The sequence below is a fragment of the Micromonospora sp. NBC_00362 genome, from assembly GCF_026342155.1.
GTDB classification, from domain to species: domain Bacteria; phylum Actinomycetota; class Actinomycetes; order Mycobacteriales; family Micromonosporaceae; genus Micromonospora; species Micromonospora hortensis.
The window spans coordinates 569,194-583,772 of record NZ_JAPENH010000001.1; the positions used below are offsets into that span (position 1 = coordinate 569,194).

Genomic DNA, 14,579 nt, shown 5'->3' on the forward strand with positions numbered 1-14,579 from the left:
TGTCACGCCGCCGAGTAACTCGCGAGGCAACCGGCGCAGCAGAACCAGAAGTCCTGCCCGCCGAGGCGCGCGTGCGGCGTCTCCGCCCCGACCAGCACTGTCATCCCGCACACCGGGTCGACGGCCTGCTGCGGTCGGGCGGCCGGCGCGCCGGAGGCCGCGGCCAACCCGTCCACCCGGATGGCCCGGACCACCTCGCCCATGATCGCAAGGGCGATCTCCGCTGGTGTTCGTGCGCCGATCTCCAGCCCGGCCGGGGTGTGGACGCGGGCGCGTTCCGCGTCGGTGAGGCCCAGCTCGTCGAGCAGGGCCACTCCGCGTCTGCCGCTGGCGACCACCGCGATGAACCCGACGCCGGCGTCGAGCGCGGCCCGGATCGCCTCCGGCTCGCCAGTGCCCAACCCGGCCACCACCACTGCGGTGCAGCCGGTGCTGTCGTCGGCGGCGACGACGTCGAAGTCGAGGAACCCGGCCAGGGTCGCCACGGCGGCGCTGATCGGGGTGTCACCGACCACGCGCAGCGCCGGGGCCGGCAGCATCGGCCGGAGGAACACCTCGATCGCCCCACCGGAGTGGCACGGGTTCACCACCACCCGCGCCCCCGGCGTGTCCGGGAACGGGGTCGCGCCCTCCGGCAGCACCCGCAGTAGCAGGGCGGTGCCGTCGCGCAGGGTGTCGAGGGCGGCGGCCCGCACCGAACTCTCCGCGCACACCCCACCCACGAAGCCCTCGATCGAGCCGTCCGACCGGATCACCGCGTCGTCGCCCGGCCGGGCCGACGTCGGATCCTGCGCGCGCACCACTGTGGCGTGGACGAACGGCTCCCGGGTGTCGGTCAGCTCCCGGGCGCGTTCGGCGATGGTGGTCATCCTCGGCTCCTCAGATCGGCGGCCGGGCCTGGCCGCGCATCGCGTCCCAGACCCGCGACGGCGTCAGCGGCATGTCGGCGTGGCGGACGCCGAAGGGCTTCAGGGCGTCGATGACCGCGTTGACGATCGCGGGCGGCGACCCCACTGTGGCTGACTCGCCCACGCCCTTCGCGCCGATCGGGTGGTGCGGCGACGGCGTGACGGTGAAGCCGGTCTCCCAGTCGGGCACTTCGAGCGACGTCGGGATCAGGTAGTCCATCAGGGACGCGCCGAGGCAGTTACCGTCCTCGTCGAACGCGATCATCTCCATCAGGGCCATGCCGACCCCGTCGGTCAACCCGCCGTGCACCTGCCCCTCGATGATCATCGGGTTGATCCGGGTGCCGCAGTCGTCGACAGCGATGAACCGTCGGACCGTCACCTGCGCGGTGCCCGGGTCGATGTCCACCACGCAGATGTACGCGCCGTGTGGGTAGGTCAGGTTCGACGGGTTGTAGCAGATCTGCGCCTCCAGGCCACCCTCGATGCCCTCGGGCAGGTCGCCCGCGCCGTGCGCGCGCAGGGCGATGTCCTGGATCGTGACGGACCGGCCCGGGTCACCGGCGACGTGGAACGCGCCCTTCTCCCACTCCAGGTCGGCGACCGACACCTCGAGCATTCCCGAGGCGATGATCCGGGCCTTGTCGCGGACCTTGCGGGCCACCAGGGCCGCCGCGGCGCCCGAGACGGGCGTCGAGCGGCTGCCGTACGTGCCGAGGCCGAACGGGGTGTTGTCGGTGTCGCCGTGCAGCACCTCGATGTCCGCCGGGGGGATCCCGATCTCCTCGGCGACGATCTGCGCGAACGTCGTCTCGTGCCCCTGCCCCTGTGACTGCACGCTGAGGCGTACCACTGCCTTCCCGGTCGGGTGGACGCGCAGCTCGCAGCCGTCGGCCATGCCCAGCCCGAGAATGTCCATGTCCTTGCGCGGCCCGGCGCCGACGGCCTCGGTGAAGAACGCGATGCCGATGCCCATCAGCTCGCCCCGGGCCCGCTTCTCGGCCTGCTCGCGGCGCAACTCGTCGTAGCCGGCCATTTCCATCGCCAGCCGCATCGTCGGCTCGTAGTTGCCCGAGTCGTACACCCAGCCGGTCTTCGTCGTGTACGGGAACTGCTCCGGTTGGATGAAGTTCTTCAGGCGCAGCTCGGCAGGGTCCATGCCGAGTTCGTCGGCGAGGCAGTCGACGATCCGCTCGACCAGGTAGACCGCCTCGGTGATCCGGAACGAGCAGGCGTACGCGACGCCGCCGGGCGCCTTGTTGGTGTAGACCGCCGTCATCTTGCAGTAGGCGGCCTCGATGTCGTAGCTGCCGGTGAAGACCCCGAAGAAACCGGCCGGGTACTTCACCGGGGCGGCGGTGCCGTTGAACGCGCCGTGGTCGGCCAGCACGTTGGTGCGGATGCCGAGGATCCGGCCGTCGCGGGTCGCGGCGATCTCCCCGCGCATGATGTAGTCGCGGGCGAAACCGGTGCTGATCAGGTTCTCCGAGCGGTCCTCCATCCACTTCACCGGCTTGCCGGTGACGATCGAGGCGACGATCGCGCAGACGTACCCGGGGTAGATCGGCACCTTGTTGCCGAACCCGCCGCCGATGTCCGGCGAGATCACCTGGATCTTGTGCTCGGGCAGGCCCGCCACGATGGCGTAGAGGGTGCGGTGCGCGTGCGGGGCCTGGGTGGTCGACCAGAGTCGCAGCTTGCCGTCGACAGCGTCGTAGTCGGCGACAGCCCCGCACGTCTCCATCGGCGCCGGGTGTACCCGGGGGTAGACGAGATCCTGGCTGACCACGACGTCCGCGCGGGCGAAGACCGCCTCGGTGGCCGCCTCGTCGCCGGTCTCCCAGTCGAAGCAGTGGTTGTTCGTCTTGCCGTCCAGATCGTCGCGGATCAGCGGTGCGTCCGACTCCAACGCCCGGCGCGCGTCGATCACCGGGTCGAGGACGTCGTACTCGACGTCGATCAGCTCCAGCGCGTCACGTGCCGCGTACCGGTCCTCGGCGACGACGAAGGCCACCTCCTGGCCCTGGAAACGCACCTTGTCGGTGGCGAGCACTGCCTGTACGTCGTTGGAGAGCGTCGGCATCCAGGCCAGGTTCTGCTGCGCCAGCATCGCCCCGGTCACCACCGCCTTCACCCCCGGCGACGCCTCGGCGGCGCTCGTGTCGATGCTGACGATCCGGGCGTGTGCCACCGGCGACCGGAGGATCGCGAGATACAGCATGCCGGGCAGTTGGACGTCGTCGACGTACCGGCCGCGCCCCCGCAGGAAGCGCGGGTCCTCCTTGCGCAGCATCCGGCCGTACCCGACGGGCTTCTGGTCGTTGTCGTGGAAGGTGTCCACGCGCTCGTGCACGGTGGTCATGCGACGGCCTCCGCGGGTTGGCCGGCGTTGTCGATCTCGCCGGCCTCGGTCGATTCGGTGGTCTCGGTGACCTGGGCGGCGGCCTGCGCCTCGGCCACGGCGGCCCAGCGGACCGAACGCACGATGGTGGCGTAACCAGTGCACCGGCAGATCTGACCTGAGATCGCCTCCCGGATCTCCGTCTCGCTCGGGTCGGGGTTGCGGTCGAGCAGCGCCCGCGCGGTCATCATCATTCCCGGGGTGCAGAAACCGCACTGCAGACCGTGGCACTGCATGAACCCCTGCTGGATCGGGTCCAGCTCGGCGCCCTTGGCGAGACCCTCGACGGTCCGTACCTGGTGGCCGCCGGCCATCGCCGCGAGCACCGTGCACGACTTCACCGGCTCGCCGTCGAGCCAGACCACGCAGGTGCCGCAGTTGCTGGTGTCGCAGCCCCAGTGCGTGCCGGTCAGACCCAGCACATCGCGCAGGAAGTGCACCAGCAGCAGCCGGGCCTCGATCTCCCGGGTGACCTCGACGTCGTTGACGGTCATGGTGACCTGCATGCTCAGCTCCTCGCCCGTTCGACGGCCCGGCGCAGGGTCCGCCGGGTCAGCTCGGCGGCCAGATGCCGCTTGTAGTCCGCGCTGCCGCGTTGGTCGGTCACCGGGTCGCAGCTGTCCGCCGCGATCGCCCCGGCCTGCTCGTAGAGGCTCTCCGAGGGTTCCTGCCCGCGCAGCGCCGCTGAGATGGCCGGGATGCCAGTGGTGTTGGGGCCGACCGCCGCGAGCCCGACCCGGGCGTCGACGATCGCGCCGCCGTCGAGCCACACCGCAGCGCCGGCCGACACCACGGCCCAGTCGCCGGCCCGGCGCTCGACCTTGGCGTACGCGCTGCCGCAGCCGGGCCGTACCGGTAGCCGGATCTCGACCAGGATCTCGTCGTCAGCGACTGCCGTCTCGTACGGCCCGACGTGGAACTCCTCCATGGACACGACCCGCTCCGCTCCGCCCGGACCACGGATCACGCACCGCGCGTCGAGTGTCGTGCAGACCGCCGACAGGTCCTCGGACGGGTCGGCCTGGCACAGCGAGCCGCCCAGCGTGCCCCGGTTACGCACCACCGGGTCGGCGATCACCCGTTCGGCGTCGGCGAAGATCGGAAACGCCGCCGCCAGCACTGGTGATTCGAGGAGTTCCCGATGCCGGGTCAGCGCACCGATGCGGATCTCGTCGGGGCCCGCCTCGACGTAACCCAACTCGCCGTGCAGGTCGTTGATGTCGATCAGATAGTCGAAGTTGGCCAGCCGGAGCTTCATCATCGGCAACAGGCTGTGCCCGCCGGCGATCAGGCGGGCAGTCCCGCCCAGCCGCTCCAGCAGGCTGATCGCATGGTCCACACTGGTGGCTCGCTCGTACTCGAACGGTGCCGGCACCTGCATGTCGCACCTCCGCAGTCCGGCAAAATCTCTGCCCGGCGGTGGTCAAAGTCAACGGCGACCTAAGCAACTGCTTAGGTCGCCGTTGACGGTGCCGCCGGGGCTCGCGGATCGTGCGGCCATGCGGGACATCGTCGACGGGCTGGCCGGCTGGCGTGCCGAGGGCGTCGCGTTCGCCGTCGCGACGGTCGCGCGGACCTGGCAGTCCGCGCCCCGGCAACCCGGGGCGGCGATGGCCGTGTCGGCGCACGGCGACGTGGTGGGCAGCATCTCCGGCGGCTGCGTCGAGGGCGCTGTCTACGAACTCTGCCGGACCGCGATCCAGACCGGCACGGCGCACACCCAGACCTTCGGCGTCAGCGACGACGACGCGTTGGACGTCGGGCTGACCTGTGGCGGCACCATCCAGGTCCTGGTGCAACCGAGCGTCGCGATGGCCGAGTTCGACGAGGTCCTCGCCGCGATCCGCGACGGCCGTCCGGTCGCCACCGCATCGGTCGAGAACGCCCAACTGGTGATCTGGCCCGATCGGGTCGCGGGCAGCCTCGGCGCACCCGACCTGGACGACGCGGCGGCCCGGCAGGCGACCGGGATGCTCGCCCTCGGCGTCACCGGCACTATCCACCTGGGCCGCCAGGGGCAGCAGCGCGGCGACGAGGTGGCCGTGTTCGTCCAGTCGTACGTGCCACCACCCCGGATGATCATCTTCGGTGCGATCGACTTCGCCGCCGCGATGGCCCGGATCGGCACGTTCCTCGGCTACCACGTCACTGTCTGCGACGCCCGCCCGCTGTTCGCCACCCGTGCGCGTTTCCCGGACGTCGACGATCTCGTCGTGCGCTGGCCGCACGCGTACCTGGAGTCGACGACAGTCGACGACCGTACTGTGCTCTGCGTCCTGACCCACGACCCCAAGTTCGACGTGCCGCTGCTCCAGGTCGCCCTCGCCACGCCCGCCCGCTACATCGGCGCGATGGGCAGCCGGCGTGCCCACGACGATCGGATGCGCCGGTTGCGCGAGGCGGGTGTCCCGGAGAGCGCGCTGGCCCGGCTCTGCTCACCCATCGGGCTGGACCTGGGCGCGCGGACACCGGAGGAGACGGCCGTGGCGATCGCCGCCGAGATCACCGCCCAGACCTGGGGCGGTACGGGTCGCCCGCTCAGCGACCTGGCGACCCCGATCCACCACAGCTGACCCGACGTGAACCCTCCGATCATCCGGGTACCCTCCGCGGATGGACCTCGATGATCTTCCGCTTGCCGAGTTCGCGTTTCCGGGGCCACTGCGGGACAAGCTCGTGGGCGCGATCCTGTCCGGGGCGAAGACGTCGACGAGCGGCCTGCTGGTCGGGTACGAGTGCGCGAACGAGCCGCTGCCCGAGGTGGGTCAGGTCTCCGCAGTGGTGGACTCCGCCGGCCGTCGGGTCGCGGCCATCGAGCTGACCGACGTACGGGTGGTCCGGCTCGCCGAGGTCGACCTGCCACACGCCCTGGCCGAGGGGGAGGGCGACGAGTCGGTGGCGCAGTGGCGTGCGGGGCACGAGGCGTTCTGGCACAGCGCCGAGGTGCGCGCCGAGCTGGGCGACCCCGACTTCACAGTGGACGACGACACCCTGGTGGTGACGGAGCGCTTCCGACTGGTGCACCTCGCCTGAGCGGCCTCGCCCACTGTGGACCGCTGGGCAGCGGGCCACGCCGTCTGGCAAGGTCACCTATGCTCGGCGCGTGATCCCCCCGGCACTCGAGATCCGTGGCCTGGTCAAGACCTTCGCGGCGCATCGCGCGGTGGACGGCATCGATCTGACCGTGCACCCCGGCACCTTCCACGGCATCGTCGGGCCCAACGGCGCCGGCAAGTCCACCACCATCGGGATGGCCGTCGGTCTGGTCACCCCGGACTCCGGGCAGATCCGGATCCTCGGCCACGACGCGCTGCGCGACCGCCGCCAGACCCGCGCGCTGACCGGCGTGCTGCCCGACGGCCTCGACTTCCCCGAACGCCTCACCGGCGCCGAACTGCTGCGCTACAGCGCCGGCCTGCGCGGGCTGCCCCGGGCCACGGCCACCGACCGTGCCGCCGAACTGATCGACGTGCTCGGCCTGGCCAAGGGCGCCGGCACCCCGCTGGCCGACTGCTCCACCGGCACCCGCAAGAAGCTCGGCCTCGCCCAGGCGCTGCTGCACGCGCCCCGGCTGCTCGTGCTCGACGAACCCTTCGAGGCGGTCGACCCGGTCTCCGCGGCCACCATCCGCCAGGTGCTGCGCCGGTTCGTGGCCGGCGGCGGCACCTGCGTGCTGTCCACCCACTCGATGCTGCTCGTCGAGCAGATGTGCGACGAGGTCACAGTGATCCATCAGGGTCGGGTGGTCGCCGCCGGGTCGGTCGCCGAGGTCGCCGCCGGCAGCAGCCTGGAGGACCGGTTCGTCGAGTTGGTCGGCGCCGAAGCCTCCGGCAGCGCCGGCCTGGACTGGCTGACCGGGCCACGATGAGCGCGGAACTGACCGCCCCCGGCCGGCTGGGCGGCACCCTCGGCGCGATCGCGGTACCGGCCCGGATGCGCGCGACGATGCTGCGTCGCTCGCTGCGCGAGCACCCCGGGCCCACTGTCGCCGGCCTGGTCGGTCTGCTCGCCGCCGCCTGGTTGATCCGGTACGCGCTCCGTGGCGACCAGCACACCCTCGGCCTGCTCGCCGGGGCGTGGGTCCTCGGCTGGATCGTGTTGCCGCTGCTGCTCGGCGGCGGGCGCGGCCGGGTCCGCCCGGCCCACCTGCGGTTGGAGCCGATTGGCGGGGTGCCGGCCGCGATCGGTCTGCTCGCCGCGTCGGCGATCGGCGTCGGCCCGGCCGTCTCGCTGGTGGCACTCGCCGCGCTGCCGGTGCACGCCGCCCAGTACGGCACCGTCGCGGTCCTCGTCACCGCCGGGGGCGCGGTGCTGCTCTGGCTGCTCGGGCTGATCGGCTCGGCCATCGCGCTGGAGGTCGTCGGCCACGCCGGCGGTCCGGCCGGGGCGCTGCTCACCGGCGTCTTCACCGGCACGGCGATGGGAGTCGCCGGGTCGCTGTGGGCGGTCTTCCCGTGGGTGTCGGTAGTGCTCGTGGCAGCGCCGCAGGAGGTGGTCCGGGCCATGGCGTACGTGCCGAGCGCCTGGCCGGTCGCCGCCGTGACCGGGCCAACCGGGCAAGGGGTACGCAGGATGGCGGGCCTGGTCGTCATCGTGGCGCTCTGCGCCGCCGCGTACATCATGCTCGTCCGACGGGTGATCGCCGCCGGCGCGCCGTTCCGGCCGCGCCGGACCACCGCGCCGTCACCGGCCACAGCTGAACGCGAGTGGCTGGGGTGGGTGCCGGCCGCGACGCGGGCGGTCGTCGGCCGTGAGCTGCGTTCCTGGACGCGGCATCCGCTGCGGTTGCAGTATCTGGCGTTCGCTGTGGTGTACGGGGCGCTGCTCGCCGGACTGCCGCTGCTGTCCGACGTGGACCTGCTGCTGCCGTGGGCCGGGCCACTCGCCGTGCTCGGCGCGGCGGCGATGTCCGCCGGGTTGGTCGGGCTGGACGGCACCGCGTTGTGGCTGCCGCTCACCACGCCGGGCGGCGAACGGGCCGAGGTCCGGGGCAGGGCCCTGGCGTGGCTGGTACTGGTCACCCCGATCGGGGTGCTGCTCACCGTCGCGGGCATCCTCCTCGCCCCCGACGTCGACCCGCTGGCCGCGCTCTGCACCCTGCCGGCCCTGCTCGGCGCGGGCGCGTCGGCGCCGGTGTGGGTGTCGCTGCTGCGCGTACGCCCGGTGGCCGACCCGCGGCATCCGACCGCGGCCGACAACCCGACCGACATCGTCAGCGTGCTGGTCGCCATCGCGGCTGGGCTGCTCGCCGCCGCGCCGGTGCTCGCCCTGGTGGTCTGGGGTCCGCCGGAAGCGGCACCGCTGCTGCCGCTGGTCGGCCTGCTCGGAGGCGCCTCAGCCTGGTGGGGTGGCCTGTGGCTGGCCGACGAGCGGCTCGCCCGCCGTGGCACGGCGGTGCTCGCCGCGGCCGGTCAGCGGAGCCGGCCCCCGGAGACGGTGCTCCCGCTGACCTGGGACGTGCAGTGGTATCGGGAGAACACGTCGACCGCGTGGGCGCTGGGGTTGCTGACAGTCGGATGGATCCCGGTGATCCCGCAGGGGTTGATGCCGCTGGCGTTCGGGATAGACAGCGGGTGGATCGTGGCGGGCCACCTCGATGGGGGCGCGCGTACGACGGTGGGGTTGGCCATGGTCGGGCTGGGCGTCGCGATGCTGCTCACCGGCCTGGTGCTGTGGGATCGCCGACCGCAACCCGGCGGCGCTGCCCAACCTGCTCCCCCCGGGTGACGGTCCCGCGTACGCGGGGTCGCCCGCCTACAGCAGCGCGAGTTGGCCCTCGACCTCATCTGTGTGTGGCTCCCGGAGTTGCCAGAGCCGGACCACTCCGAGGCGGGCGTCGTGCGTCAACCACCGTCCCTGTCCGCCCGCGGACCGGATCGAGTTCTGGGGCATGTCGATGCCGTAATCCATCACGGTCTGCGGGCGCAGCGTGCGGGTGGAGAGTAGAAGATGTTGCTCGGCGTCGCCCTGATCGGTCGCGACGCCGACCATGACCCAGTCGTCGGATACGACCGCCGCGGCCTCGTGAATCCGGTAGTCGTCGGAGTCGCCGAACCCCGGGATGTCGTCGAAGTGGCGCTCGACCCGCACGCTGTCATCGGCGACCTCGCGTACCGACATCCGGCCGCTGCCGTGCGGCATGGAGAGAAAGAAGACCCCACTGGCGTTCAGGTCGGCCAGGCAGCCGTTCAGGGTCTGCACGACGACCTGCTTCCTGTCGACTGCCGTCAACCAATGGCTGAGGCAGGTCTCCGGGCCCACCGCGATGTGCACCCCGACGCGTCCCTGATCGGCGTGCGGGACGACAGTGGCTGCACCCTCGATGGTCTGGAGTGGATGATGCCGGCCGACTTCCGAACCGCCTGCGGAGTCCCATGCGACGACATGGTCACCGGAACCGTCGGGCACGAACAGCCAGACAAGGCCGTCACCGGCCAGGTGACAGTGTGGTTGTGGCCATCCGGTCGACAGTGCTGCACCGTGCTCGGCCGACCACTGAACGCGGCCGTCGGCACTGCGGACCTGCATCTCACGTAGCCCCACCAGCGCGAACCGCGACCGGTCCGGTGCCACGCCGACAGCCAGGATCGGATCCGCGTCGGGGCTCACCACGTCCCACGCGAGCGCGACGGTCAGATCCGGGTCCAACACCCGCAGCGAGTGACGGTCCCAGACCAGCGTCCCCGCGCCGGCCACCCACTCGACGAAGCTCGACGGCGTCACGACCGTTTCGGCGATCAGTAACGGGCGCACGGCGTGAGCCTACGCACCACGAGGAGCAGAGCGTTGGGTGGTCGCCCTGACGAACCGTGACAGCCGGCCCTGGGATGTCGGCTGCGGGCTGCACTGGAAAAGATCGGTCAAGGTCGCAATGACTGTCCCCAGCTTGATTGGGCGATCGAGGTGACCGCAGAGGCGGCGGCGTTGATGTTTCAGAAGCGCTGATTCGGCCGTCCGCCGATCGTTGTCCGACAGCGCCTTTGAGTGGAGTCGTCAGGATCTCCGCGCCGTGGCTGGTCTTCGTAACCTTGGTCCGCCAGACTGCGCGGTATGGGTGATCGTTGGCGCCGGTGGGCGTGGGTCGGAGTGCTCGGCATCGGGCTGATCCTTTATCTGGCGGTGCTGCGGACCCTCGTCAGCACCAAGAATCCGAACTTCGTACCGGCGTTGATCCTGCTCGGGGCGACGTTGGTGCCGTTGACCTTCCTGACGTTCGCGCAGGCCCGGACCGGGCGGTGGCAGGTGCCGGCGTCGGTGTTGGTGACATCGGCGTTCTTCGGCGGTGTGATCGGCACTGTGGTCGCCGGCACCCTGGAGTACGACACCCTGCGCGGCCTCGGCACCCTGCCGATGGTGTTCGTCGCGTTGATCGAGGAGTCGGCGAAGCTGATCGTCCCGGTGGTGCTGCTGTTCACGGTGGTGGCCCAGCGTCGTCGCCGGGTGCCCTCCGACGGGCTGATCATCGGCATCGCCGCCGGCATGGGGTTCGCCGCGCTGGAGACGATGGGCTACGCCTTCAGCGCGCTGCTGAGTTCGCAGGGCAACATCGGCGCGGTGGAGCAGACGCTCTTCATCCGGGGTCTGACGGCGCCCGCCGGTCACACCGCCTGGACCGGGCTGACCGCCGGTGCGCTCTGGGCGTTGCTGGCGAGTCCGAGCGTCGCTCGGCTCTTCGGGTTCATCGGCACGTTCGTGGGTGTCGTCGTCCTGCACACCCTCTGGGACACGTTCTCCGGTTCGCTGGTCTTCGTCGTGTTGGCGATCATCAGCATCGGCTGGTTGTTCTGGGAGCTGCGCCGCTACCGGACCTTCGGCGACCAGCACATCGGCCAGCTGCAACCGCACTGATCAGAGTCGTACTCCATGCCTCTCCCGGCCCGCACCAAAAGGCTGGGGGAGGCTTGACTGTTCGTGATCCCGCTGCGACCGGGCCGGCACCTCATCTAACGTCAGAGTGTTCATATTTGGCGGGATTGGTCGGGAAGGTGCGGCGATGGGGGTGCGCAGCTGGTTCGAGGGCTGGCCGGTCTATCGCCAGCTCACCGGCACCGACCCGCTGGGCCGGGGTGCGGCGGCGAAGTCCGACGGGTCCCGCGCGCTCACCGCCCGCACCGATACCGCCGACTCGGTGGCCCGTTCGGTCTGCCCGTACTGCGCTGTTGGGTGTGGTCAGCGGGTGTTCGTGAAGGACGGGCAGGTCAGTCAGATCGAGGGTGATCCGGACAGCCCGATCTCGCGGGGTCGGCTCTGTCCGAAGGGTTCGGCGAGCAAGAGCCTGGTGACCAGCCCGCTGCGGCAGACAACGGTCCGCTACCGCCGGCCGTACGGCACCGCGTGGGAGGACCTCGACCTCGACACGGCGTTGAACATGATCGCCGACCGGGTCCTGGCCGCCCGGGACGAGACCTGGGAGGACGTCGACGCCGAGGGTCGACCGCTCAACCGGACGCTGGGTATCTCCAGTCTGGGTGGGGCGACGCTGGACAACGAGGAGAACTACCTCATCAAGAAGTTGTTCACCGCGATGGGGGCGCTCCAGATCGAGAACCAGGCCCGTATTTGACACTCCTCCACCGTCCCCGGTCTGGGGACCAGCTTCGGTCGTGGCGGCGCCACCCAGTACCAGCAGGACCTGTCGAACTCCGACGTCATCGTCATCCAGGGTTCGAACATGGCCGAGGCACACCCGGTGGGCTTCCAGTGGGTGATGGAGGCCAAGCGTCGGGGCGCGAAGGTCTTCCACGTCGACCCGCGGTTCACCCGAACGAGCGCGCTGGCTGACTCGTACCTGCCGATCCGGGCGGGCACCGACATCGCGCTGCTCGGCGGGGTGGTGCGCTACATCCTCGACAACGAGCTGGACTTCCGGGAGTACGTCGTCGCCTACACCAACGCCGCGACCATCGTGACCGAGGAGTACGCCGACACCGAGGACATGCACGGCCTCTTCTCCGGCTTCAACGACGACAACGCCACCTACGACCAGGCCAGTTGGCGGTACGAGGGTCACTCGCAGAACCAGACGACCCGCGACAGCGAGACACAGCGGGAGACGGCGGCCGGGCTGGAGAACGAGTCACACGGCGCGCCCGTCGGCGGCGAGACCGAACGGGACGAGACGTTGCAGCACCCGCGCTGCGTCTACCAGATCCTCAAGCGGCACTTCGCCCGCTACTCACCGGAGATGGTGGAACGGGTCTGCGGCATTCCGCAGGAGAAGTTCTTCGAACTGGCCCGTGCGTGGACGGAGAACTCCGGCCGGGACCGGACGGGCATGCTCGTCTACTCGGTGGGTTGGACGCAGCACAGCGTCGGCGTGCAGTACATCCGGACCGGCGCGATCATCCAGCTCCTGCTGGGCAACGTGGGCCGCCCGGGTGGCGGGGTGATGGCCCTGCGCGGGCACGCCAGCATCCAGGGGTCCACCGACATCCCGACGCTGTTCAACCTGCTTCCGGGTTACCTGCCGATGCCGCACCACGCCAATCACCCGACCCTGGACGAGTGGGTGGACAGCATCGCGCACCCCGGGCAGAAGGGCTTCTGGGGCAACGCCCGCACCTACGGCGTCAACCTGCTCAAGGCGTACTGGGGCGACGCGGCCACCGCCGACAACGACTACTGCTACGGGTACATGCCGCGGATGACCGGCGATCACGGCACCTACCAGCAGGTGCTCGACATGATCGACGGCAAGATCAAGGGCTATTTCCTGCTCGGGCAGAACCCGGCGGTCGGTTCGGCGCACGGCCGGGCGCAGCGGCTCGGCATGGCCAACCTCGACTGGTTGGTCGTCCGCGACCTGTTCATGATCGAGAGCGCGACGTTCTGGCAGAACGCGCCGGAGATCGAGACCGGCGAGATCGCACCCGAGCGGTGCCGCACCGAGGTGTTCTTTTTACCGGCCGCCTCCCACGTGGAGAAGGAGGGCACCTTCACCCAGACGCAGCGGCTGTTGCAGTGGCGGGAGAAGGCCGTCGAGCCGCCAGGCGACGCCCGCTCCGAGCTGTGGTTCTTCTACCACCTCGGCCGTGTCATCCGGGAACGGCTGGCGACGTCGACGAAGCCGCGCGACCGTGCGCTGCTCGACCTCGCCTGGGACTACCCCACGCACGGTCCGCACGCGGAGCCGAGCGCCGAGGCGGTGCTGCGCGAGATCAACGGGTACGACGTGGCGACCGGCCGGCCGCTGTCGTCGTTCACCGAGATGAAGGACGACGGCTCCACGGTCGGCGGTTGCTGGATCTACACCGGGGTGTACGCGGACGGCGTCAACCAGGCGGCCCGCCGCAAACCCGGCTCGGAGCAGTCGTTGGTGGCACCGGAGTGGGGTTGGGCGTGGCCGGCGAACCGGCGCATCCTCTACAACCGTGCCTCCGCCGACCCGGACGGCAACCCGTGGAGTGAGCGCAAACGCTACGTCTGGTGGGACGCGGACAAGAGCGAGTGGACCGGCTACGACGTTCCGGACTTCGAGAAGACCAAACCGCCGTCCTACCGACCGGCGCACGACGCCTCGGGTGTGGCGGGAATTGCCGGCGACGACCCGTTCATCCTTCAGGGCGACGGCAAAGGCTGGCTGTACGCGCCGACCGGCGTGCTCGACGGACCGATGCCCACCCACTACGAGCCGGTCGAGTCGCCGATACGCAACCCGCTCTACCGACAGCAGGCCAACCCGACCCGCAAGGTCTACACCCACCCGATCAACACACTCAACCCGAGCCCGCCGCAGGAGCACAGCCAGGTGTTCCCGTACGTGTTCACTGTCAGCCGGCTCACCGAGCACCACACCGCCGGTGGGATGAGCCGGACGGTGTCACCGCTGGCCGAGCTGCAGCCCGAGATGTTCGTCGAGGTGTCGCCGGAGTTGGCCGCCGAACGTGGTCTCACCCATCTGGGTTGGGCGCACCTGGTCACCAGCCGGGCGGCGGTCGAGGCGAAGGTGCTGGTGACCGACCGCGTGACGCCGCTGCGAGTGGATGGCCGGATCATCCACCAGGTCTGGCTGCCGTACCACTTCGGCTACGAGGGCCTGGTGACCGGCGACTCGGCCAACGACCTGTTCGGCATCACCCTCGACCCCAACGTCCTGATCCAGGAGAGCAAGGTCGGCACGTGCGACGTCCGACCGGGACGACGCCCCAGAGGACAGGACCTGGTGGACCTCGTCGTCGACTACCGGCGGCGGTCGGGGAACCTCGTCCACCGGTATCCGCCGATGGTCACGACCGACGTCGCCGACAGCAGCAGCGACCAGGAGGCCTGAC

11 protein-coding genes are annotated in these 14,579 nt (G+C 70.6%); 6 read left to right on the forward strand and 5 right to left on the reverse strand.

Features of this window, described 5'->3' with window-relative positions:
• Positions 1-2 precede the first annotated feature (2 nt).
• Genes OG992_RS02480 through OG992_RS02495 form a run of 4 tightly spaced genes read right to left on the reverse strand, consistent with a single transcriptional unit; the run spans position 3 to position 4,690 of the window.
• Positions 3-869 (reverse strand): XdhC family protein, encoded by an 867-nt coding sequence (locus OG992_RS02480; RefSeq protein WP_266302204.1) that lies wholly within the window; start codon positions 867-869, stop codon positions 3-5.
• Between the two features lie 10 nt (positions 870-879).
• Entirely contained in the window at positions 880-3,270 is a 2,391-nt protein-coding gene (locus tag OG992_RS02485) for an aerobic carbon-monoxide dehydrogenase large subunit (protein WP_266302205.1), read from the reverse strand.
• Positions 3,267-3,815: a (2Fe-2S)-binding protein gene (locus OG992_RS02490; RefSeq protein ID WP_088948676.1), complete on the reverse strand. Its 549-nt coding sequence runs from the start codon at positions 3,813-3,815 to the stop codon at positions 3,267-3,269. Before OG992_RS02490 ends, OG992_RS02485 begins: the two co-directional genes overlap by 4 nt.
• A 2-nt stretch (positions 3,816-3,817) precedes the next feature.
• Positions 3,818-4,690 carry a xanthine dehydrogenase family protein subunit M gene (locus tag OG992_RS02495; protein ID WP_266302206.1) on the reverse strand — a complete coding sequence of 291 codons (873 nt, stop codon included), beginning with the start codon at positions 4,688-4,690 and terminating at the stop codon, positions 3,818-3,820.
• A gap of 118 nt (positions 4,691-4,808) precedes the next feature.
• On the opposite strand from OG992_RS02495, the gene OG992_RS02500 reads away from it, so the two are divergent.
• From OG992_RS02500 to OG992_RS02515, 4 genes are all read left to right on the forward strand, one after another.
• The gene (locus tag OG992_RS02500; protein WP_238682570.1) at positions 4,809-5,882 is read left to right on the forward strand and encodes an XdhC/CoxI family protein; all 1,074 of its coding nucleotides are present in this window, start codon (positions 4,809-4,811) and stop codon (positions 5,880-5,882) included.
• 40 nt (positions 5,883-5,922) lie between these two features.
• Entirely contained in the window at positions 5,923-6,342 is a 420-nt protein-coding gene (locus OG992_RS02505) for an ASCH domain-containing protein (RefSeq protein WP_266302208.1), read from the forward strand.
• A gap of 70 nt (positions 6,343-6,412) precedes the next feature.
• Positions 6,413-7,177 carry an ABC transporter ATP-binding protein gene (locus tag OG992_RS02510; RefSeq protein WP_266302209.1) on the forward strand — a complete coding sequence of 255 codons (765 nt, stop codon included), beginning with the start codon at positions 6,413-6,415 and terminating at the stop codon, positions 7,175-7,177.
• Positions 7,174-9,036, forward strand: a complete 1,863-nt coding sequence (locus OG992_RS02515; RefSeq protein ID WP_266302210.1) for a hypothetical protein — start codon at positions 7,174-7,176, stop codon at positions 9,034-9,036. Before OG992_RS02510 ends, OG992_RS02515 begins: the two co-directional genes overlap by 4 nt.
• Positions 9,037-9,063: 27 nt before the next feature.
• On the opposite strand, the gene OG992_RS02520 is transcribed toward OG992_RS02515, so the two are convergent.
• Complete coding sequence (locus OG992_RS02520) at positions 9,064-10,062, reverse strand: hypothetical protein (RefSeq protein ID WP_266302211.1); 999 nt, start codon at positions 10,060-10,062, stop codon at positions 9,064-9,066.
• Positions 10,063-10,359: 297 nt separating this feature from the next.
• Between OG992_RS02520 and OG992_RS02525 the strand changes: the two genes are divergently transcribed.
• Positions 10,360-11,157 carry a PrsW family intramembrane metalloprotease gene (locus tag OG992_RS02525; RefSeq protein ID WP_238682565.1) on the forward strand — a complete coding sequence of 266 codons (798 nt, stop codon included), beginning with the start codon at positions 10,360-10,362 and terminating at the stop codon, positions 11,155-11,157.
• A gap of 145 nt (positions 11,158-11,302) precedes the next feature.
• Positions 11,303-14,578: a formate dehydrogenase gene (gene fdh / locus OG992_RS02530; protein WP_266302212.1), complete on the forward strand. Its 3,276-nt coding sequence runs from the start codon at positions 11,303-11,305 to the stop codon at positions 14,576-14,578.
• The last annotated feature ends 1 nt before the right edge of the window (position 14,579 follow it).